At 44.8% G+C, this 23,460-nt stretch carries 18 protein-coding genes; all 18 read left to right on the top strand.

Annotation, left to right across the window (positions count from 1 at the left end):
* Positions 1 to 2: 2 nt before the first annotated feature.
* Entirely contained in the window at positions 3 to 2,387 is a 2,385-nt protein-coding gene (locus ACWB0I_RS13325) for a two-component regulator propeller domain-containing protein (RefSeq protein ID WP_479388563.1), read from the top strand.
* Positions 2,388 to 2,389: 2 nt separating this feature from the next.
* Positions 2,390 to 4,123: a DNA repair protein RecN gene (gene recN / locus ACWB0I_RS13320; protein ID WP_479388562.1), complete on the top strand. Its 1,734-nt coding sequence runs from the start codon at positions 2,390 to 2,392 to the stop codon at positions 4,121 to 4,123.
* A gap of 65 nt (positions 4,124 to 4,188) precedes the next feature.
* Positions 4,189 to 4,848: a hypothetical protein gene (locus tag ACWB0I_RS13315; RefSeq protein WP_479388561.1), complete on the top strand. Its 660-nt coding sequence runs from the start codon at positions 4,189 to 4,191 to the stop codon at positions 4,846 to 4,848.
* Positions 4,849 to 4,981: 133 nt separating this feature from the next.
* Positions 4,982 to 6,043 carry an Mrp/NBP35 family ATP-binding protein gene (locus ACWB0I_RS13310; RefSeq protein ID WP_479388560.1) on the top strand — a complete coding sequence of 354 codons (1,062 nt, stop codon included), beginning with the start codon at positions 4,982 to 4,984 and terminating at the stop codon, positions 6,041 to 6,043.
* A 176-nt stretch (positions 6,044 to 6,219) separates the two neighbouring features.
* Complete coding sequence (cas6, locus tag ACWB0I_RS13305; protein ID WP_479388559.1) at positions 6,220 to 7,014, top strand: CRISPR-associated endoribonuclease Cas6; 795 nt, start codon at positions 6,220 to 6,222, stop codon at positions 7,012 to 7,014.
* 225 nt (positions 7,015 to 7,239) lie between these two features.
* Positions 7,240 to 10,068, top strand: coding sequence for a S8 family serine peptidase (locus tag ACWB0I_RS13300; RefSeq protein ID WP_479388558.1), 2,829 nt, complete (start codon positions 7,240 to 7,242; stop codon positions 10,066 to 10,068).
* A gap of 17 nt (positions 10,069 to 10,085) precedes the next feature.
* A complete protein-coding gene (locus ACWB0I_RS13295) occupies positions 10,086 to 10,781 on the top strand; it encodes a PTS sugar transporter subunit IIC (RefSeq protein WP_479388557.1) in 696 nt (231 codons plus the stop codon).
* The gene (locus tag ACWB0I_RS13290; protein ID WP_479388556.1) at positions 10,765 to 11,538 is read left to right on the top strand and encodes a PTS system mannose/fructose/sorbose family transporter subunit IID; all 774 of its coding nucleotides are present in this window, start codon (positions 10,765 to 10,767) and stop codon (positions 11,536 to 11,538) included. Before ACWB0I_RS13295 ends, ACWB0I_RS13290 begins: the two co-directional genes overlap by 17 nt.
* The gene (locus ACWB0I_RS13285) at positions 11,535 to 11,804 is read left to right on the top strand and encodes an HPr family phosphocarrier protein (RefSeq protein WP_479388555.1); all 270 of its coding nucleotides are present in this window, start codon (positions 11,535 to 11,537) and stop codon (positions 11,802 to 11,804) included. The genes ACWB0I_RS13290 and ACWB0I_RS13285 overlap by 4 nt, the downstream gene beginning before the upstream one ends.
* A complete protein-coding gene (gene ptsP / locus ACWB0I_RS13280; protein ID WP_479388554.1) occupies positions 11,791 to 13,566 on the top strand; it encodes a phosphoenolpyruvate--protein phosphotransferase in 1,776 nt (591 codons plus the stop codon). Before ACWB0I_RS13285 ends, ptsP begins: the two co-directional genes overlap by 14 nt.
* Positions 13,567 to 13,575: 9 nt before the next feature.
* Entirely contained in the window at positions 13,576 to 14,616 is a 1,041-nt protein-coding gene (locus ACWB0I_RS13275) for a bifunctional phosphoglucose/phosphomannose isomerase (RefSeq protein ID WP_479388553.1), read from the top strand.
* A gap of 74 nt (positions 14,617 to 14,690) precedes the next feature.
* Positions 14,691 to 15,827: a methionine adenosyltransferase gene (gene metK, locus ACWB0I_RS13270; RefSeq protein ID WP_479388552.1), complete on the top strand. Its 1,137-nt coding sequence runs from the start codon at positions 14,691 to 14,693 to the stop codon at positions 15,825 to 15,827.
* Between the two features lie 95 nt (positions 15,828 to 15,922).
* Entirely contained in the window at positions 15,923 to 16,549 is a 627-nt protein-coding gene (upp, locus tag ACWB0I_RS13265) for a uracil phosphoribosyltransferase (protein WP_479388572.1), read from the top strand.
* A 286-nt stretch (positions 16,550 to 16,835) separates the two neighbouring features.
* Complete coding sequence (locus ACWB0I_RS13260) at positions 16,836 to 19,280, top strand: heavy metal translocating P-type ATPase (protein ID WP_479388551.1); 2,445 nt, start codon at positions 16,836 to 16,838, stop codon at positions 19,278 to 19,280.
* 822 nt (positions 19,281 to 20,102) lie between these two features.
* Positions 20,103 to 20,471, top strand: a complete 369-nt coding sequence (locus tag ACWB0I_RS13255; RefSeq protein ID WP_479388550.1) for an ArsR/SmtB family transcription factor — start codon at positions 20,103 to 20,105, stop codon at positions 20,469 to 20,471.
* Complete coding sequence (locus ACWB0I_RS13250) at positions 20,449 to 20,913, top strand: hypothetical protein (protein ID WP_479388549.1); 465 nt, start codon at positions 20,449 to 20,451, stop codon at positions 20,911 to 20,913. Before ACWB0I_RS13255 ends, ACWB0I_RS13250 begins: the two co-directional genes overlap by 23 nt.
* A 198-nt stretch (positions 20,914 to 21,111) precedes the next feature.
* On the top strand, positions 21,112 to 22,449 hold the full coding sequence (locus ACWB0I_RS13245; RefSeq protein WP_479388548.1) for a TolC family protein: 1,338 nt from the start codon (positions 21,112 to 21,114) through the stop codon (positions 22,447 to 22,449).
* Positions 22,450 to 22,472: 23 nt separating this feature from the next.
* Positions 22,473 to 23,417, top strand: coding sequence for an efflux RND transporter periplasmic adaptor subunit (locus ACWB0I_RS13240; protein ID WP_479388547.1), 945 nt, complete (start codon positions 22,473 to 22,475; stop codon positions 23,415 to 23,417).
* Positions 23,418 to 23,460: the final 43 nt, after the last annotated feature.

Below are 23,460 nucleotides of genomic sequence, written 5' to 3'. Positions count from 1 at the left end.
CCTTGACCAAAACACCATTATTTCTTTTTTTGATTTTAAAACTGGCCCTGAGCCAGGGCATTGCAGACTGGCAAACCCTTACCAATATGAACGATGTACGCGATCTGACTTTTAGTGAGGGCAAGATATGGGCCGTTTCGCAAGGGGGCCTGTTTAGTTACGATCTGCAGGATGGACAAATCGAACGCTTCACCAATGTCCAAGGATTGCGCTCCATTAATTTGCATTGCATTGCACGGGATCAATTCGGGCAGGTGCTGGTGGCCGGCATTGAAGGCATTCTGCAGATTTACGACCCGAACAGCAACTCCTGGCAATACGAATACGCGCTGGAAGGGAAGGAAATTCTCCACCTGTTCCTGCAAAACGATACCCTATGGATCACAACGCCCGAGGGGATTGCGGTTCTGGTTCACGACCGGTCTTCGTACGTTTTTAAAGACTTCTTCCATAATTTCCCCATTGCGGTGGACTCGGTGCTGGTTAGCGCTGTCTTTGGCGGCAAAATTTGGCTGGGCACTAATCAGGGCTTATTGAGCGCTCCTTCCGATTTTGGAAAATTTCCCATCAATGATCCTCAGCGCTGGAGCATTTTTACCACCAGCCAGAACCTACCGAACAACAGAATTCCTGCTTTGCTGCCTGTAAAGGATAAGTTGTGGATTGGCACCTCTTCTGGGCTGGCCTACGCCGATGCAGCCGGAAACATTGTAACCGTTTCCAATTGGGCCAAAAACACCAACGGCCAATACCTTCCGGTGCAGGCTTTTGCTGCTCTACCTGAGAATTCCGTTCTTTACGTGCTGAGCGGCCATTCCCTTTTTCAATACGATTTGCAAAACGGCAGTCAGCTGATTAAAACCATCGCCGAGCAACCGGTAGGCCTGACCATCACCGACGACGGCCAGCTCTGGATGGGACTTTCTGAAAATGGTCTGCTCAGTTCCGATGAGCAAACGGTTAAACTGGACGGCCCGCCCAGCAATTTGCTACGTCGCGTTGTCAAAGACCATCAAAAAAGAATATGGGCTTCCTCCAGCCGACCTAAAATTCTGGCGGAACAGGGTATTTATGTTTTTGACGGACAGCTCTGGCAAAAGATCAAGTTTAAGGGCAGTTACTGGAGAACTCTCAATAATGCCGATGTCTTGTATGAAGATCGTTTTAATAATTTGTGGATTGGCTCCTGGGGCGGTGGCATTTTAACCTTTACCGCCGAAGGAGACACCGTTTTCTTCCATTCTTACGAATTCCCTGCGCGCATGGATTTTAGCGACATCAATACTTATCGGGAAATCAATCCCGTTGGTCTGTTTACCATTTACAAAAATTATTTCGCGGGTGTAGTGCCCGACCAAAACTACGAAATCATCACCGATATTAAAGAAGGTCCTGAAGGCCGTTTATGGTTTGCCAATTACTGGGCCCATAACGACCACCTGCTGGCCGTTGCCCCCTATGACAACAACGGCTTCATTTCCCTGGATCAGAATTCCTGGGTGTACTTTGGCTCTGATGACGGCATTGTAGCCAAAGAAGGCGGAATTTTGTGTATTGAATTCGATGCCTTCAGCCATCGTGTTTACATCGGCACACTGTACAATGGGCTCTACATTCTGGATTATGGTAGCTCTCTGCAAGATAAATCCGACGATCAGGTTTACCAGCTCAATATTCAGGACAATCTGTTTAGCAATACTATTTTTAGTCTGGCTATGGATCAGGACGGTGTGTTGTGGATCGGAACGGCTGCCGGACTCAACTCGTACGATGGAGTCAATGTTTACAAACACGTGGGCGATGATCTGGGTTTAAGTGGACCTCTGGAAAATGAAATCCATCACATTTTTGTTGACCGTTTTAATAACAAGTGGTTCTCCACCAAAGGGGGCCTGAGCATTTTACGCGGAGATCGCAGTCCCTGGGATGCCAACGGCTGGAAAGGCTACAACCGTTCCAACAGTTATCTGGTCAATAACAACGTGCAATGCGTTTACGTGGACTACGATAACAATGAAGCCCTGATTGCCACAGAAGGCGGCCTTTCGGTTTATCGCGGTCCTTTTGCCGAAATCGAACAAAAGTTTCAGAAAACAGAAGTCGGCCCCAATCCCTTTCTCATGGACGGATCTGCGCAAAAATTTGTCATTAAGAATTTAATGTTCAATTCCACCGTCAAAATCCTGAACCTAAATGGCCAGTTGGTTCGCCAGTTAACCCCTAAAACATTCCTCCGGGACGGTACCCTGGCTGTTGAAGGAGGCCGCGCCTACTGGGACGGTCTTGATGAGACTGGAAATAAAGTCGCTTCTGGTGTATATTTGTTTTTAGCTATTTCGGAAGAAGGTGAATCGGTTTCAGGGAAAATTGCTGTAATTCGAAAGTAACCATGATCAGATCACTGTCCATTAAAAACTTTGCACTGGTTGATGAATTAACCGTCCATTTTGAGCAGGGTTTAAATATCATCACGGGTGAAACCGGAGCCGGTAAAACCATTCTGGTTTCAGCCATCGCCCAGCTTTGCGGCGAGCGCGGAAGCCCTGACTTTGTTCGTAAGGGCGCTTCCAAGGCCATTATTGAAGCAGAAATCCAGCTTCCCGCTGATCCCAAAATTAAAGACCAGCTGCTGGAAATGGACATCGATCTATTTGACGACAACACCCTGATCATCCGTAAAGAGATGACCGCCCGCGGAACCTCCCGTACCTTTTTAAACGACACGCCCGTTTCATTAAATAAGCTGAGCGCCATCAGTTCGTATTTGGTAGACATTCACGGGCAACACCAGCATCAACGACTGCTCCATCCTGAAAACCACATCGCCTATCTGGATGCCTTCGGCCGGTTAGAATCTCAGGTAGCCCAATTTCAAGACTTGCTCCATGATTTACAGGCCAAAATGAAAGAACGGGGAAAACTCAAAGAACAGCAATTGAAAAGCGTTCAGTTGCAGGACATGTACCGCTTTCAGATCGATGAATTGACCAGAGCCGAACTCCAGCCCGAAGAACTGGATGAATTGCAGGCCGAATACAAACGGCTGAACAATGTGGAAACCATCCATCAGTTAGCCAGTACGGTGGCCAATTTATTGTACGAGGGCCAGCCCAATGCAGCCAGTTTAATCGTTGAATCTGAACATAAGCTTGCAGAATTGGCCCAATTTGATCCACAATTCAATGATTATACCGAGAGCCTGCTGAATGCCCGTATTGCCGTCGAAGAGTTGGGCCGCTTTTTACTGGAATATGTGTCCGATCTGGAATTCGATCCGCAACGCCTGGAAGCCATTCAGGCACGAATGAACCACCTGGAATTTCTGCTCAAAAAATATCAAAAGGTCCACCTCAACGATTTAATCGATTATCTGGAAGAAATTAAAAATTTTACGGCTGATGTGGATGCCTTTGACGAAAAATTGGTTCTTCTTGAACAGGAAATTGACGCCTTAATAAAGAAAGTGGAAGCGCATGGAAAACAACTTTCAGAGGCCAGAAAAACTGCGGCCGGCCAATTCCAGAAGCAGATCACCGATCTGTTGCACAAATTGGGCATGCCCAATGCACAGTTCCGAATCCGTTTTGATTACAACCAGAAAGACGATGGCTTATTTACTTTTAATGGACAAAAAGTAACAGCCAATGAACGGGGATTCGACCAGATCGTTTTTGAGTTCACATCCAACGCCGGCGAAGATTTTAAGCCATTGCACAAAGTAGCCTCTGGCGGAGAAATTTCTCGCATCATGCTGGCATTAAAATCGTTACTGGCCGAAATGGATGACGTACCCAGCATGATTTTTGATGAGATTGATTCCGGAATTTCCGGAAAGGTGGCCCAGATTGTAGGGCTTAGAATGTCTCAGTTGAGCCAATCCCACCAGGTTTTGTGTATTACGCACCTGCCTCAAATAGCTGCCTTTGCCCACACACACTTTAAAGTCACAAAATATATTGAAGATAATCGTACTTTAGTCGATATTAAACCATTGAATGAAGATGAACGCATTAAAGAGATTGCCACGCTGTTAGGCGGGCAAAAAATCGCTCAACAAACCATTGAGAATGCACGGCATTTGATTATGGAAGCCGAAGACATGAAAAATGGTTTAAAACGATAATGCTTGCAAAGTCTCTGACTTATCCTTAATTTGTTAAAGTAGCCTAAATTTAAAGGGAGGCTAAAATGGATAGGAGCAAAAATCCATTTGCAAAAAATTTGTTTTTTGACCAGGGAGGTAAACGATATTTTTTAGGGCTCTTCAAAAAAAAGAAAAAAGTTGAAATCAGACCTGGCGCCCTACCACCGGAAAAAGTAAAAGAAATCATCAAAAATATAGGTAAAAACAAAAAGGTTAATATCCGGCGTGTAGAATACGACGGCACTCCGGAAGAGAAACCCATCTCCGTTCGCATCATTGACATCAAAGAGGATTATTTTACAGGACAGGTGATCAATGTGGAGCGCGCCATCAAGCAGGAGCTGGATGACAAAGTGGTGTACATTAAAGGCGGTGGCGGCACCATCGATTTTTATTACGAAGATGGTGACATTATGAGTATTGAAGAAGATGTGGATGAAATCATTATTGAACAAAGAAATACCATCGAACTGGTCGAAATTTTAGATGCTCTGGATATTAATGAAGAAATACTGATCAGTTATTACGACGAAGAAAAAGGCGGGGTCATCAACGGCCGTGGAAGACTCATTTCCAAAGACATGGAAAATAAAGATTTTGAAGTCGAATTCCTCATTATCAATGAAATTGAGCTGGACAAACCAAAAGTCGAAAAGTTAAATCTTGAAAAAGACAAAGTTCTGGATATTGAAGTCGTTTTTTAACCTCTGATTAGTTCCCTTTAGCGCGTCTTTTTATTTTCTGGATTTTGGTCAAAAAAAATTATTATATTCCCCCTTCACAAAGAATAATGTAATTAATTTTAAGGTTATTATTAAAAATAGTAGGAGAAATAAAATGTCCCTAACTAAAGAACAGGTCATAGAAACTCTGCGCCAGGTCAATTATCCCGGTTACAGCAGAGATATTGTCTCTTTTGGTCTTATCCAGAAGCTGAATGTCACAGATTCTCTCATTCAGGTGCAACTGGTCGTCCGCAGTACCGATCAGAGTATTGCCCAAAAAATAAAAGAAGAGGTCGAGGCTAAACTCCACGAAGCCTACCCGGATGTTCGCTCTGAGGTTCAGGCTGAAATACAGGAGCCTCCACAATTTAAAACCACAGCCACGGCCACAGCGGAGAAGGAGAAATTTCTGCCCAACATTAAACACAAAGTAGCCGTCGCCAGTGGTAAAGGCGGTGTGGGAAAATCAACAGTGGCCGTCAATCTAGCGGTAGCCATGGCAAAACTGGGAAAACGCGTTGGTCTGCTGGATGCCGATATTTACGGCCCCAGCATTCCTCTTATGCTGGGCGTTCATGAAAAACCGCTCTATGATGGCAAGAAAATTCAGACCATTGAAAAATATGGTGTGCATTTAATGTCCCTGGGATTCTTAATCGATAATTCAGAAGCCGTTATCTGGCGTGGAGCGCTGGTGCATCGCGCTTTGCAACAATTGATGAGCGACGTGGCCTGGCCGGAACTGGACGTCATTTTGTTTGACATGCCTCCGGGAACCGGTGACGCCCAGCTAACCCTCTCTCAATCGGTGGCTCTGGATGGGGCCGTCATTGTTTCCACGCCTCAGGATGTGGCCCTGATCGATGCCATCAAAGGTGTGCAAATGTTCAGAAAAGTAAATGTGCCCATTATGGGCATCATCGAAAATATGAGCTATTTCGTCTGCCCCCATTGCGGCGAACGGACCGACATATTTGATCATGGGGGCGTGGCCAGAGCCTGTGCCCAGGTGGACGCCGATCTGTTGGGTGAAGTGCCCATCGACGCCAGAATACGGGAAGGCGGAGATGCCGGCAAACCCATTGTAGCCCTTGACCCTGAAAGTCCTCAGGCAAAAGTTTTTCTGAAAATAGCCGATAATATTTACAAGAAACTGGAAAAAACGCCTAGGTAGGGAATATTTCCCTACCTAATTTTTCTAAATCAGGGAATTTTTTACGTTGGGGCCTAAAGATTGTTTTGGCGCTTTTGGAGCAACTTCAACAAAATAAGGAGGTTAAGAAAAATCTTTCTTAATTGGCATTGTTTTTGCAATTAAAATTCCTGTGTTTTAATCAGGAGAATTTAATAATGCGTATTAAAGTAACGTTCAAGAATCCAAAGCGCAAAACAGTCCTTCCCATAAATACCAATTACTACTTAGTTAAACTCATTAAATACTTAACCTATGAATACCAGCGCTACCTCTCTTCTTTATTACCTGCGGAGCGGGCCGGCAAAGAATTCGATGTGTTTACCTTTTCCCAGCTCATAATCCCGGAGCGCAAAATCGAAGAGTTCATGCTCGGTATTCTTTCGCCCGAATTTTACTGGTACATTTCCTCCCCTTACTTTCAGTTTTTGGGAATCCTGGCCAAAGAGATGAAGGCCCAGAAAGCGGTTAAAATTTACAACACCTTCTTTGAGGTCGCCTCTGTTACCTTTGTTCCCGCCCCTGAATTTTCTGAAAATGAAGCTCAGTTTACCTGTCTTTCACCTATGACTGTATTAAAAAAAGAGGGGAACAACGGTCACTCTTTCAAACGTTACATCTTCCCCGACCAGGATGACTTTTACCAGATGCTGGAAAAAGACCTTTTGGCCAAATTTAAGATCATAAACAAAAAAGAAATAGATCGGATCAATTTTAATATCGAATTTGACAAAGAATACGTCAGGCGTAAAAATAACCGCATCACCAAGGTGATTACCCTGGAAGGCAATACCCGATTCCAGGAACAGGTTCGTTGTGTACTGGCTCCTTTTAAAATCAAAGCGGAGCCGGAAATTTTACAGATGATATATGATGCGGGTATTGGCCAAATGAATGCTATGGGATTTGGTATGGTAGAAGTTGTCAAGAAAAATAAAAAACATAAGTTTTGAGGGCCTCTCATTTAGTAATAACCCAGCTTAGAGTATATTTCATATTTTAAGGGTTTATTGCTTCTTTCCTTCCACTTAGGGCCATTGATACTTTCCCACCGAGTATTAATGGCCCTGTGTATTTTTACGCTTTTGTCCAGTGACCTTAAGATTGTTTGCATGAAAATGCTCATTCACGTAAATTCTTTTTTACGGCATAATTTGATTAATTAAAAGGACGTTAGCATGAAAATAAAAATCCTCAGTCTCATTTTAGTTTTAAGCACGCTGACCCTGGCCAGTGACTGGAGCTTTTTAGATATTTCCCGCATTGGTGCGAGAGATTTTATTGCCAAGCATCCTCAGGATAACGGCAAAGACGTGGTCATCATTATTCTGGACACCGGAGTGGATATGGGGGTGCCCGGTTTGCAATCTTTGCCCGATGGAGGCGTAAAGGTTATTGATGCTCAGGACTTTTCCGGCGAAGGCGATGTCTATTTTGACCAGGCAGAATTTGGTGAAGAAAATAATGAAAAATATTTAAGCGCGCCGGGAAATGTCCGCTTATTCCATTACGACCGGTTACAGTTTCAACCGGTTGACAGTATCTATTACATCGGGGTATTACATGAAGACAAATTTAAAAACACCGTCATTCCAGACATCAATAACAATGGCAAGGAAGACGATGATTTTGGCTTTACGGTTTTTAAAAGCACAGAAGGCTGGATAGCTTATATCGACCTGGATGGCGACGGCAACCTGGACGATGAGCAACCCGTCTGGAATTACAAGGAAAAACATCAGGCCCTGCAATTTAGAGGGCGCGATCAAAAACAGAGTAAAAATCTGGCCACCTTTGCCATCAATATTTTCCCGGATGAACAACGCATCAATTTTCATTACGATGGCTCAAGCCATGGCACACACGTTGCAGGCATAGCCGCCGGTTACCGATTAAACGGCCAGCAAGGATTAAACGGCATTGCCCCGGGAGCCAAAATCATCAGTTTAAAAATCGGCGATTGTACCCTGGCCGGAGGAGCCACAACAACCGGGAGCATGGTAAAAGCGTATGAATACGGAATTGAATTTGCCAAACACTACGATGGGCCGGTGGTTTTTAATATGAGTTTTGGTATTGGCTCAGAAATTGAAGGCCAGGCTTCCATGGAATTCACCCTGGATGAAATGTTACTGGAAAATGAAAAAGTTCTGTTTTGTGTGAGTGCCGGAAATGAAGGCCCGGGCATCTCGAGCATAGGCTTACCGGCTGCGGCCAATCATGTTTTGACCGTTGGCGCTTTAAATAGCAAGGCATCGGCGCGGGACGTATATGGCGCCAACCTCAAGCGCGACAAAGTTTTTGCCTTTAGCTCCAGAGGTGGCGAATTAAACAAACCGGACATCCTTACACCTGGCAGCGCCAGCTCAACCGTTCCTCCCTATTCCAGAAGAGAAAATAAATGGGGAACCAGTATGGCTTCGCCCCAGGCCACCGGCGCCGTTGCTTTACTCATGTCGGCCGCCTATCATGACGAACTGCCCTTAATCGGTGCCCTTTTTAAGAAAGCCATCATCAATTCTGCCAGACCAATGCAAGAATACACCATGCTCGACCAGGGCGCCGGCGTTATCTCTGTTCCTGAAGCGTACAAATATTACAAAAAGTATGTTCAGCGACAGGAACACAAAAACTTTGTGTATTATCGCATTGAAACGCTCAACCCCATGAACGAAGACTACCCGGCCAGAGCTGCCTACTGGCGATTGGGAGATTACATCCCGGATCAGCATCACAAACAATCATTCAAAATTTACCCGGAATTCAGAGACAGTTGGACCGCCGATCAACGCAATAACTTTTACCGCGCTTTTGATCTGAAAGCCACACAACCCTGGATCAAGCTAAATCAGAGAAGCACATACATTAAAGGCGAAAAACCCGCCAGAGTAGAAGTGTATTTTGATAAGAATAAATTACAAAAGCCGGGGCTGTACACCGGAAAAATCATCGCTTATCGCAAAGAATGGTCAAACCGAGCAATAAACAAAGAATTTGAGCTATGGTGCACCTTTGTCAAACCTTTAATAGCCAACGAGCAGAACCATTATACGTTAAAATCCGATCTTCTCAAAATAGAGCCGGGTAATGTACAGCGCATATTTTTTGACGTTCCTGTGCGCGCCACATCGGCAACCATCCAGTTATTTACAGAAGGAAATAATTACGCCAATTTGAGGGCTTATCTTTTTGACCCTCAGGGCAGAGAGATGGAACAATATGGACGATTGAGTTCAGAATTTAAAACACAGGAAACCTTACGCTTATCAGGTGAACAACTGACCTATGGCATTTACGAACTTGATCTTTACGCCGACTTCCGAAGCGAGGAACCCTCCTACTGTACCTATTTGATCTCTTTTAGCGGGCTCGAGGTCTCTCCTCAACCCATCCGCCTGCTGCAGGTTACTAATGGGGATAAGCCAAAGGGCAGCATCTCTGTTTTTAACTATTTCGACCGCCCGGTTCTGTGCCAGGTTAATGGCGAACTATCTGGCTGGCACAAAGTCTATTCCATTGATGAAGAATCGACACTGTACCAGCAAGATTTTACCGTGGGCAATGAAATTGAAAAAGTTGAATTTGATATTGAATTACCGGCCGATGTCTTTAATTTAATGACCGATTTCGCCATTAACATCAAAAATTATGAAGGCAAAACATTAAAAGCCGATGGTTTAACCTATCGTAAAAAGAAAATCGTTTTTGTTCCGCCGGCTTCCGGGGATTACTACCTGGAATTGGTGCCCGCTTTTGCCAGTCATACGGCGCAATACTGGAGCGCAACCATTAAAGAATCGTATTATCTGTTTTCTAAATTGAGCATCATTGGAAACCGGGAATATTTTTATCCCAGAACCAAAAAACAAACCTCATTTTATGTGGACGGCGCACTGCCCGTTCCACCTTCCGGATTCCAATTGTTCGGAATGCTCAATCTGGTCTCTTTAGACCGATATCATTTTAAAGTGCAGGTGCCATTGGAATTGAACGCTGAGCTTAGATAAACAGAGTGTGCTCCCAGATGGAAACAATTATTCTTCTGTGTGCAGTAGCCGCCATATTAATGCTGGATAATGCGTCCGCTTTTCAGATGCTAATTGCTCAGCCTATTTTTTCAGGTCCTATCCTGGGATTCCTGGGCGGAAATGTTCAACTCGGTTTTGAGCTTGGTTTCTTATTACAATTGGTCTGGTTGAGCTCCATGCCCATTGGGGCAGCTATCATTCCGGAAGGCAATTTCGGTTCAATGGCCGCAACCATTCTGGGAATACATTTGACCAGTGAATATCCCCATTTTTCTGAGTTCATTGTATTTTTAATGATTCTCTACGGAATTTTAAGCGGGTTCGTTGGCGCAAAGGTCGTTCACCTGATTCGCAAAATCAACGAATGGTATTTAAATTGGCTCACGCAACATCTAAATAGGGGACAGATCATTGAATTAGGGCGAGTGATCTTTTTCTCTTTGTTGTTTAACGCCCTGGTTGTATTTATATTTTTTACGGTGATGACTGTCTTAATGGCAAAATTATTCGGACTATTTTCCGGGCTGCTGAGCCAGGAATTGAACAAAATTGGGATGTACGGACGCATTGCTATCTTAGGCAGTGGCATCGGTATGACCGTGACCTTATTCAAAGACAAAAAATGGCGAGCCTGGTATCTGGTCGGGCTTTTACTCGGAGGAGCAATCGTCGTTTATGAAATATTCGGATAAACATTTTAAGCTAAGCAAATGGGAAATTCTGGGTATGCTCTGGCGTTCCTTTTTTATTCAATCTGTCTGGAATTTCAAGAGCATGGTGTCCATTGGATTTTGTTTTGCTCTTTCGCCCATTGGCAGAAAGATCTGCAAGAACAAAGAAGAATATGTGTCTTTTCTGAAGCGCCATCTGACCTTCTTTAATGCGCATCCCTATTTTGCCGCCTACGCCATCGGCGCCATCGCCAGACTGGAACAGGAGTTTCATACGCAACCCGCGTCTGATATTTCCAATATTGAAAAATTTAAAAACGCGTTAATCAGTCCTCTGGGAGCCATCGGAGATCGTTGCTGTTGGGCCGTCATCAGACCTGCTGCTCTGATATTTGGTCTGGTAGGCATGGCTTTCATCGAAAACCCGACCCTAAAAGCGTTTTACCTGTTTGTAACCTTTTTCCTGTACAATGTCCCGCATCTTTACATTCGTTTAAAAGGGATTATTGATGGTTACAATTTGGGTTTTGAGGTCTACAAAAAATTGAAAATCGAAAATTTTGAAAATTTATTGAACTTTTTCAAGATAATTGCAATTATTGGATTGGGAATGTTAATTTCCTGGAATATCAGAGAAGCATTAACCCATCACTGGCTAATGTTTTTGTTGTTTGTCATTACCTTAACAGGGTCTTTCTGGATCCGGTTAAAGAAGCGGAAATTTTACACACCGGTACTGATGAGTTTAATATTAGCAATTATTTGCGGAGTACTATGATCAGAGAAAAGGTTGTTATTACCAACAAACACGGATTACACGCCAGACCTGCGGCTAAATTTGTTCAGGTAGCCGGAAAATTTGATTCCGACATTAAGGTAATCAAAGACGGGCTTGAAGTGAACGGCAAAAGCATTATGGGCGTAATGATGCTGGCTGCCGAACCCGGTAGTGAAATCATTCTGGAAATATCGGGAAAAGACGAAAAAGAGGCTTTTGACGCATTGTTGAACTTAATTCAGAGTAATTTTGATGAAGAACAATAGGCCTCATAAACTAAAACGGGAAATCGTGTTAAAAGGCTTGCCCACCTCGCCTGGCATTGGTATGGGCCCGGCTTATATTTTTCGCCCCTTTCAGATCAACATCTCAGAGTTGGAAGTAACGGTCGAAAATGTTAATCAGGAATTACGCCTTTTTGAAAGCGCCATTCAAAAGGTTTACAAACAACTGGAAAACGCTCAACGCAGTAGTGAAATCTATTATCAGGATCAATTTTCAGAAATTTTTGAAAGTCAAAAAGCCTTCTTGAAGGACCCTGTTTTAATTAATGAGATTAATCAGGAAATCAAGCGTTCGCGCTGCTCTGCGGCCCAGGCCGTTTCAAAAGTCCTTTCTGAAAAAAGCGAATATTTCATTAATCTGGAAAATCGCTATTTCAGAGAACGGGCCTATGATATCATTGATCTGAAACAAAAGTTGGTCAACGCTCTGCTGGGTATTGATGTAGATTATCAGCTAAGTGCGCCGGCCATTGTCGTGGCCGAAATGCTATCGCCAGCCGATACGGTCAATTTTAACCGCAACTTAATATTGGGTTTTTTAACCGACAAAGGAGGCCGAACCTCTCATGCGGCCATTATGGCCCGAGGCTTGCGTATTCCGGCTGTGGTCAATCGCTATAATTTGTCGCACATTTTACATGACGACGACTACCTGATTCTCGATGGCTTCACCGGGGCCATTATCATCAACCCAACGGAAGAGACAAAGGCCAGGTACGAGGAGAAAAAACAGGAATTCAAGGCTTTCGAAAAACGATTGTTTAAGGAGATCGATCTTCCCCCATTGACCAGGGACCAATTTCGGGTGCATTTGTTGGCCAACATCGAATTTGCTCACGAAGTGAACGATGCCCGCATCAATCAGGCCGAAGGCATTGGTCTGTTCCGCACCGAAAGTCTGTTTATTGAAAAGCAAAGCATGCCCGACGAAGAACAACAATTTCTGTATTACAAACAGGTGGTGGAGCAGATGGAAGGGCGCGAAGTCACCATCCGCGTGCTGGACCTGGGGGGCGACAAACTGCTGCCCAATCATGAATATCAGGAGGAGATGAATCCCTTTTTAGGCTGGCGGGCCATCCGCTTTTTGCTGGATAGACCTCAAATTTTTAAAACACAGTTGAGAGCTATTCTGCGGGCCAGCGCCTTTGGTAAGGTAAAAATACTGGTGCCCATGATTTCATCGATTGACGAAATCCTCAAAGTCAAAGAGATTTTAGAAGAGATCAAACAGACCCTACAGCAGGAAAAAATTGCGTTTGACCCCGACATCAAACTTGGAGTGATGATTGAAACTCCGGCGGCAGCTATTCTGGCTGAAACCTTTACCCATTACGTCGATTTCTTCAGCATTGGCACCAATGATCTGACGCAATATGTTCTGGCCATGGATCGTACCAATGAGATGGTTTCTAAAAATTTTAATACCTTTAATCCCGCTGTTTTGAAATTTGTAGAGATGAGTATTAAAGCAGCCCAGAAAAAGAATTTAGAAGTGACCCTGTGCGGCGAGTTTGCAGCCATCCCCGAAGCCATTCCTTTGCTCCTGGGCATGGGTTTACGCCATTTTAGCATGAATCCTTTTTCCATTGCCGGATCAAAAAAAATCATTCGTTCCTTGAGTCTGAAAGAGTGCCAGACCTTGTACCAGCGCGTAAAAACGCTGCACACCACCCAACAAATTGAACAGGAATGTCGCCATTTTGTCAAAGAAAAAATCGAAGATTTAGAATATTTAAAATAGGAGAAATCCATGTACACCTTAGACAAATCGGATTACAAAAGCATTTTACTAAAATTCCATCTGCAAATTGAACAGAGCCTTCAACTATTAAATGAAGCCAGCATGGATATCGATCCTTCTCGAATTAAAAACATTGTCTACTTAGGCCTTGGCGCCTCCGGATTGGCCGGCGACCTGTTGCACGATGTTCTGTTTGATTGTTTAAAAGTACCCATGGAAGTCGTGGGCGGTTACTTTGTTCCGGGCTACTGTAATGAAAACACCCTGGTCATCGCCTCCAGTTATTCAGGCCAAACCGAAGAGACCCTGGCCGCAACCAGAATGGCTATGGAGAGCAAGGCTCAGGTATTGGTAGTAACCAGCGGCGGGCAGATGTTAGATTTAGCTAAAGAGAACAAACTCTCCTACATCTCATTGCCCGACAAGTTTCGATCACGCCATGTGCTGGGATTGCTCTTTTTCCCTCTGTACCACTTTCTTGGCCGCTTTCAACTCATTACCAGTTACCAGGAAGATTTAAGCAGTCTGGTCAAATTTGTCAAAGAATTCAATCAACGCAACGACTACCCGACCTTTACCGGTCACATTTTAAGCCGCTCACTGGCTTACACCATAGAGAACAAAATCCCTGTCATTTACTCAACGGCTCCCTACCTGAAGTCAGTCTCAAAAAGCTGGAAAGATGAAATCGAACAAAAAGCAAAAGCGCTGGCTATTTCAGGCGTAATACCGGAAATGAACCACAATGAGATCGTAGGATGGGAATGGGATTCCAACACCGTTTCCAATTTTGTGACCATTTTTCTGGAAAACAAAGATGTGGACCCCAGAATTTTAAAACGCATCGAAATTTCCAAAGAGATTATTAAGAAGCGCGGTGTAGAGGTGGTAGAAATTTATGCCGACGGGCAGTCGCGCCTGGAGAAAGTTTTTTCTCTGGTTTTGTTAGGCGATTGGGTAAGCTACTACCTGGCTCTGCTCTACAAAAAAGATCCGACAGAAATTGAGAATGTTGATTACATTCGGCAAAAAATGGCTGAATTGTCTTGAATTTGGAGCGCAGGAAAATTTGTATTAAATTAAATATTCTTTAAAATAATTGACCATTCAAGGAGAAGCGAAGAATGCCTAATTATCTATTCTCATCAGAATCGGTAACCGAAGGCCATCCCGATAAGATGGCAGATCAGATATCCGATGCGATTTTGGATGAAGTAATAAAAGATGACGTGTTTGGACGTGTCGCCTGCGAGACCTTTGTAACTACCGGCCTGGTCCTTGTGGGCGGTGAAATTACAACCGACACTTACGTAGATATTCCTAAAACAGTACGTGAAGTGGTTAAAGAGATCGGTTATGTAAACGCTGAATTTGGCTTTGATTATTTGACCTGCGCGGTCATGACTTCGATTGACCAGCAATCTCCCGATATTGCCATGGGCGTTGACCGCGCCGGTGCAGGCGATCAGGGAATGATGTTTGGTTACGCAACCACTGAAACCCCAGAACTGATGCCCATGCCCATCTTGCTGGCCCATAAAATTACGCATCGTCTTTCCGATGTGCGTAAAAATGGTACGTTAAACTTTTTACGTCCAGACGGCAAAGCTCAGGTCACCATCCGTTACGAGAACGACCGTCCGGTGGCCGTGGAAAAAGTGGTGGTTTCTGCCCAGCACGAACCGGACGTCACTTATGAAAAATTAAAAGAAGCCATCATCGAAGAGGTGGTTAAACCGGTGTTACCTCCAGAAATGGTAAAAGGACGTAACATCACCTACTTCATCAATCCAACCGGACGCTTTGTCATCGGCGGGCCCCAGGGAGATGCCGGTCTGACCGGACGAAAAATTATTGTCGATACTTATGGCGGCGTGTTCAGCCATGGCGGGGGCGCTTTTAGCGGAAAAGATCCCACTAAAGTAGATCGTTCTGCTTCCTATTTTGCCCGCTACGTGGCCAAGAATGTGGTTGCCGCTGGACTGGCTGAAAAATGCGGCGTACAGGTGGCCTATGCCATTGGTGTGGCGGAACCCGTTTCGCTGATGGTACAGACATTTGGCACAGGTAAAATGCCCGACGAAGAACTGACCAAACTGGTTCAGAAACATTTCGATTTTACTCCTGGCGGCATTATTGAAACCCTCGATTTGCGCCGACCAATCTACAGAAAAACGGCTGCCTACGGCCATTTTGGGCGTGAACTGGATGAATTTACCTGGGAAAAGACTGATATGGTGGAGACTTTAAAAAAAGGTTAATCTTTTAAAGCGACTCTTTGAGTCGCTTTTTTTGTATGCTTTAAACCAATGGTCTGAGACAAAGGAGAACAATTCCTGTGCAAAATGAGAAAAAGATCAACAACTTACACATCATTCAACACCCACTGTTGCAGGCTAAATTAAGCGTGTTGCGCGATAAAAGGACCAAGCGTCAGGAGTTCAGACAAACGCTTTCGGAAATTGCCATGCTTATGACCTACGATATTACGCGAAACATTCCTGTGTCACAAATTGAGCTGGAAACGCCGCTGGAAAAAACCAGGGGCTATGTGCTCAATAAAGATGTGACCCTGGTTCCCATTTTAAGAGCAGGGCTGGGTATGATCGATGGTATTCTGGAACTTTTGCCCGACGCCCGGGTGGGGCACATTGGCGTGTACCGTGACAAGAAGACGCTTCTGCCCATTGAATATTATCTCAAATTGCCGGTTAATGTGAACGAAACTTTTGTTATTCTGGTGGATCCCATGCTGGCTACCGGCGGTTCGGCCCTGGCGGCCATCGAAATTCTTAAAAAACGAGGGATTCGAGAATTGAACTTTCTTTGCCTGGTGGCTGCCCCAGAAGGCGTTAAAGCGGTACACGACCGATACCCTGATGTCTCTATCTTTACCGCTGCCCTGGACAGACAACTCAACGATCACGGCTACATTCTACCCGGTTTAGGCGATGCCGGCGACCGACTGTACGGTACCGAGTGATCCTCCCGACTCTGTCTCATGGCCCGATTCTTCTCTACTTTTTAACGGCGCCTTATGAAGCCATCCATCTATTTTGCGGGTTACGCACAAACAAAGCGTTCTGTCCGTGCCGCTTAATGATCGAAATAAAATTGCCAGGCGCTTCGTTTTCATTGAAACGGTTCAACGAGTATTTTAATTTAGGGCGCGTAAGATGTTTTCCGATTGGAACCGAAATGGGCACAAAGCGCATTTAAAACAGAAAACACGAGCTGCCCAAAATTATTAAAAGATGGAAGAAAACCAAATGGCATCCGATCAATCTAAATTTTACACCTTTGTCCCCATCGAAGGCATGACCTGTGCCTCCTGCGTGGCACGCGTTGAAAAAGGGTTGCGTCAACTACCGCATGTGGCCACGGTTAGCGTTAATTTAGCCGCGGAACAAGCCGCCCTTGGCTTTGACAGTCCAGAGATTGGCACCAGAGAAATCATTGAGCAGGTACAAAAATCCGGCTATGATGTAAAGCGCAATCGGATCGTTGTTCCTTTAGTCGGTCTTCAGGACACGGCCCTTGCTCTAAAGGTAGAACAGGCGGTAAATCAACTTTTGGGCGTCATTGCTTTTAAAGTCAATACCATCGAAGAGAGCGCCATGCTGGAGTACATCCCGGGCATGCTTGAGCTACAAACGGTAGAAAACGTGCTGCGCAAGCTCGGTTTCAACGTCGATCTGAAAAGCGGGGTTCAATCGCTCGATGAGATGATCATCCATGACAAGAAAACCTATTTCCATCAACTGAGATTAAAGGTCGCGGTGGGCGTCTTCCTCTCTGCATTTGTATTTGTTCTGACCATGCCTGTTTTTTTCCCTTTTGTATTGACCATTCCCCGCCAGGTGCGACTTATTCTGGCCTTTCTGCTCACTTCGGTTGTTCTGTTTTATTCCGGCAAGCAATTTTTTACAGGCTTCTGGAAAGCATTAAAGGCCAGTACCGCCGATATGAATTCGCTTGTTGCCATTGGAGCCGGCATTGCCTTCCTGTACAGTTCTCTTCTTACCTTTTTCCCTGGACTGTTTGGAGCTTCATCAGCAGAGCTCCATGTCTATTTTGACACGGCGGCCATGATTACCACCTTTATCTTATTTGGCCGATATCTGGAAGGCAAGGCTAAATTGCAAACCACCAGCGCACTAAAAAGCCTGATGCAATTGCGTCCACATTTTGCCTTTGTTCAAGTGGACGGACAATGGCAAAAGAGGCCAACCGAGCAAATTAAAAGCGGTGACATTTGCCTGGTAAAAAGTGGAGACCACATTCCTGCGGATGGCGTTTTACTGGATGACCAGGCCCTCATCAACGAATCCATGCTGACCGGCGAAAGCCTGCCAGTAAACAAAAAACAGGGCGATCTGGTTATTGGCGGAACCATTAATCTTGAGCACCCGATCCAGATTCAGGTTTTGAAAACAGGCGCAGAAACCGTCCTGGGGCAAATCCTGCAATTGATTAAAGAAGCCCAGGGCTCAAAACCGCAAATCCAAAAAATGGCCGATCGTCTGGCTGCCATTTTCGTTCCTCTGGTGTTGAGCGTGGCCCTGGTCATCTTCTTGATCTGGCTGGCCAGCGGTGCAAGTTTTGTTCAGGCCATGCTCTACTTTATTGCCGTTGTTGTGGTGGCCTGTCCCTGCGCTCTCGGTCTGGCAACGCCAACGGCCATTATGGTTGCCACCGGTCGGGCGGCCAGCGAGGGCATTCTCATCAAGAACGCAGACATTCTACAAAACCTGGTTAAACTCCACTACCTGTTTTTTGACAAGACAGGCACCCTGACCACGGGCAGCATGGCCGTACAGAAGGTTATTGCCCTCGATTCCAGCGAGGAAACCGTGCTATTTCTGGCCGCCGCGGTGGAAGTCCAGTCCAATCATCCCATTGCTCAGGCTATCATTCAAAAAGCCGAACAACATGGCCGTCTGCCTGAAGCAAAAAACGTACGAACACGCCCGGGACTTGGCATGGAAGGCCAGATCGAAGATCACAAAATTCTGGTTGGCAATCTTAAATTGATGGAACGGGAGGGAATTCCTCTGACCGCAGAGATTCAAAAAATATTTGAGGATTGTTCCGAAGCGGCCTGGACGCCCGTTTTTGTGGCTCAGGCAGGACGCATTCTGGGCTGCATTGGCGTTGCCGATCAATTGAAAGAACAGAGCAGGAAAACCATTCGGTATTTTACAAAACAGGGCATTCAATGCGCGGTAGTTAGCGGCGACAATCAGAAAACTACACAAAAAATCGCTCAAAAAGCTGGGATTTCTCTGGTACACGCCGAGGTTAATCCGTCACGCAAAGCAAAACTCATTAAAGAGTATCAGCAAAAAGGGCGCCGCGTTGGAATGGTGGGCGATGGCATTAACGACGCCATTGCCTTAACTCAGGCCCACGTGGGCATTGCCATGGGTCACGGCACAGATGTGGCTATGGAAGCGGCCGATGTGGTGCTCATGGGACAAAATTTAATGAACCTGAAAAAGGCCCATCAGCTTTCAAAAAACACGCTTAAAATAATGAAGCAAAATTTTGTCTGGGCTTTTGGTTACAATGTGATCATGATTCCAGCGGCAGCCGGCTTGCTCAAATTGCTGTTGGGCCTCACCTTCCATCCGGCTGCGGCAGCCCTGGCCATGGCCTTTAGTTCTGTCTCTGTGGTGACCAACAGCTTGCGTTTAAAACGCGTAAAACTTTAAGGCGGTTTAGTTGCAGCCATTAATCAACTAAGGCAGCAAAGCCGCAACCTTTAAAAAACCGCAAAGGGCGCCCGTCATGCTGCCGGACAGGCCCGTCATGCAGCCGGACAGGCCCGTCATGCAGCCGGACAGGCAAAAGAGGAATTTTAATTAAAAATTTAAAATTACGAATTATTTTGTTAAAAAGCAGGTTATTCCGAAGGGGAAAGGCCCGCCTGTAGTGTGTCATTACGAATTCCCGCTTTAGCGGGATGAGGAATCCATTACACCTGCAAACAATTCGCAAGCAAACGTAACTCGAGCTTCAGCTCGAGCCTTTGTAAGAGCGAAGCATTTTTTGAAAAGTCTTTCTCAAGAGCGATTTAACTTTTACACAAAGAGGTTGCGCTAATTGGAACAACCTTCAGGAAAATGCTTCGTCCTTACGCCTGAGAAAGATTTCTCCGCTCTGCACGTCGCTTTCGCACCATACATCGGTCGAAATGACAGTTAGTGGGCTTCAAGCACAGGCTGGATGCCAGCAGCCACTGGTGATTCCCGATGTTTTTGTTTCGAACAATCGCCGCCGTAGCAAAACTCCCCTCCACTTACGACATTTTCCCTTCTCCTACTTTACGGGAAAGTGGGTTAGGGGGGGAGGGCTAAAACCGATAAATCATTTCCACTTTAGCATAATTCACAAACCAACGTAACTCGAGCTTCAGCTCGAGACTTTTGTAAAAACGAATTAATTTTACGCTTTACTGGATTTTTACTTGACATGGGTAAAATCAATACTTATATTTGAACAATTGATCAAGTGATGTGAGAAAGTAAACAACAATGAAAGCAGATCATGTTTGCTCGGTAGAAATCGTAGACCAGCAAAAAGTAAATAGGGTAAATCAGATCTTACCCGAAAAAGACATTACACGGCAGATGGCCGAATTTTTTAAGTCGCTTTCTGACCCCACGCGCTTACGAATCGTGCAGGCCATTCTGGAAGAAGAGCTGTGCGTGTGCGATATCTCATCCATAGTGGATGTTTCTATCTCGGCTATTTCGCACCAATTGCGTCTTTTACGCTCTTTGCACATTGTTAAATTTAGAAAACAGGGAAAAATGGTTTACTACTCCCTGGAAGATGAGCATATTTCGCGGATAATCGAAATAGCGCAGGAACATGTAAATGAAGAAACAAATATTAAATAATTGCTTATGGAAATGGACGATTAAGAGGATGCGCCTTACGTTCCCGGGAATGGGGAGGATTCTGTTAGGCATTTTATTAGTTTTGCAAACGCTAATCATTCCACTTTCAGTAACCGGTGGCGTCTTGTGTATTGCTCAGGATCATATTGCCGTAGAACTTAGTCAGGTTACGGACCAATGCCATAACGACACCTACTTTTTCAGTAATTTTTTCAAACATAATGCGCAATATCACCAGGAAGATTGCGCTGACCTGCCGCTGATTCAACACGAAAAAAATTTGTTTCGTACCAAAGATCAGAAAACAGCAGTCCTGACTCCATCTACCATTGTACCAAATCAAAATGTACAAACAGAAACTGTTTCACAAACATCAAACACCCCATTTAACCCTCTTTTAAAGGCGGGCTTCTTACTAAAAAGCGTCGTCCTTCTTATTTGATTTTAATAATTTTCCGGTTTTAAATAACACACTTTATTCAAATACAAAAATTAACAGGACAGGCCACAGTTCCATCGATGGGAAAAACCTGTGGTATAATTTGAATGGATCCTGCAACTCTGGATTTGGGTCCGTGTCTTAGTCAGGAATTTGTTTACAGAACCTTGAACACAGGATAGATCAAACTATGGAGAAAATATGAAATTATTAATTTTGTTAATGACAGCTCTATTATTAGTTGCTGGTTGCGCCGCTCCCGTGCGGCAGGTGGAAAGAGTTACCCCTGCGCCGATAATTGAAAAGCTAACAGCGAAAACATCTTCGGTGCAAAGCCAGCCACTGCCGACAGGCGCCTTAACATTGTTAAACGCCTTGCAACTGGCACTGCAAAGCAATCCCCAATTGGAAGTTTTTTCAATTGAGATCAGAGCAAGGGAAGCGGACGCTTTACAGGAATCACTCTTGCCAAATCCGGAAATTAGCATAGAAATGGAAAATTTTGGGGGCAGTGGAACACGCTCTGGATTTAAGGCTAATGAAACCACCATTTCCTTGGGGCAGTTGATCGAGCTGGCGGGAAAGCGTGCCAAACGCACCAGAGTCGCCGCCTTGCAAACTGAACTGGCCGGTTGGGATTTCGAGACCAGGAGACTGGAAGTTTATACGCAGGTCGTCAGGGCTTTTATTGATGTCCTGGCTGCTCAAAAGCAAATTAGATTAAACAAAGAAATTTACACCCTGGCCACAGAATTTAAAGAACAAATTCGGTTGCGTGTAGCCAGTGGCCGCACATCACCGGCAGAGCTTTCGAGAGCGGAAGTGGAAGTAGCCAACGCTCGCATTGCCCTGGAGCAAAGTAAAACCAGGCTACAGGCGGCCCGTCAACGATTGGCAGCCACCTGGGGAGCGACCGAAGCCTCATTTGACAGCGTAGCAGGTGAATTTGAGAGTATAGGCGACTTACCGCCGTTCGAAGCGCTACAAAATGCCCTAAAAATGAATCCTCAATGGGCACGCTGGACTTCGGAAAAGAATCTCCAGCAAGCGCAACTATCTCTGGCCAGAGCGCTCCAAATCCCTGATCCAACCATTTCAGCCGGTTACCGACGTTTAAATGAGCTGAACCAGCAGGCCTTTGTTGCTGGCATTTCTTTCCCACTAAATATTTTTAACCGTAACCAGGGAAGAATTAAAGAGGCTGCTTTACGCCTCAAACAAACATCGTTTAAAGAAACATCCATGCGGTTGCAGCTGCAAACGGAGCTGGCCACTATCTATCAAAATATTTCAGCCGTTCGGCAATCCATTCTGGCTTTAAAAAACGAGATTCTTCCCAAAGCGCAGCAGGCTTTTGAGACGATCAATCGCGGTTACCAATTGGGCAAGTTTAATTTTTTGGATGTACTGGATGCCCGCAGGTCTTTATTTTCTGCCAGAGAGGCCTATTTGCAAAACCTGGCCAATTATCATCAATTAAGAGCAGAAATCGAACGGCTTACCGGTAATTCATTGGAAAGCTTTAAAATAGAGAGATAAAAAAAAAGATAGAGGAAACTCCTATGAAAAAGAAAAAACTTTTAAGCATAACCATTCTTTTAATATTTGCCATTTTTAGCCTGTGGCAGTGTGCGCCTGAAGAAAAAACCGAAGATAAACCATCCGTAGAGGAAGAAATCCACGAAGATGAGCAAATCGTAACCATCTCTTCAGAAGAAATGAAAGAATTTGGTATTGAATTAAGCACAGCCGGTCCTGGCAATTTACAAATGCACATTAATCTACCTGGCGAGATCATTATCCCGCCGGATAATCTGGCTCATATCCACCCCCGTTTTCCGGGCATTGTAAAAAAGGTGTTAAAACACATCGGCGAACATGTTAAAAAGGGCGAAACACTGGCCATCGTAGAAAGCAATGAAAGCCTGGTTGAATACCAGATTACATCGCTCATTGACGGCACTGTAGTCGAAAAACATCTGACCATTGGCGAAGTGGTAGATGATAGCCGTCATGGGTTTGTAGTTGCCAATTTAAATACCGTTTGGGTTTACCTGCAAGTGTATCAGAAAGACCTGCCCTACGTTGATAAGGGACAAAAGGTTTTGATTTTTGCAGGGCCTGGCTTGCCCAGAGTAGAAGGCGTTATTGATTACATTTCGCCCATCATCGACGAGGTTACCAGAACGGCAAAAGCGCGCGTCGTTTTGCCCAATCCCAAAAGAATCTGGAAGCCAGGGCTCTTTGTCACAGGCAAAATAACTACTAATGACTTAAAAGTCGATATTCTGGTGCCTAAAACAGCGCTTCAGACATTGGAAGATCAGACGGTCATTTTTATTCAAACAAAAAAGGGATTTAAACCACAATCCGTTGAAGTCGGCAGAGAAAATGAAGTCAATGTAGAAATCACGCACGGCCTAAATGCAGGCGATGTGTATGTGAGTAAAGGTGGTTTTACATTAAAAGCCGAATTGTTAAAAAGCGAGCTTGGCGAAGAACATTAACATGGATAAACAGCAATTTAATGAAAGAGTAAAGCATCAAGAA

This window comes from Caldithrix sp., assembly GCF_056497305.1.
This window is presented reverse-complemented; position numbering and strand designations above follow the sequence as displayed.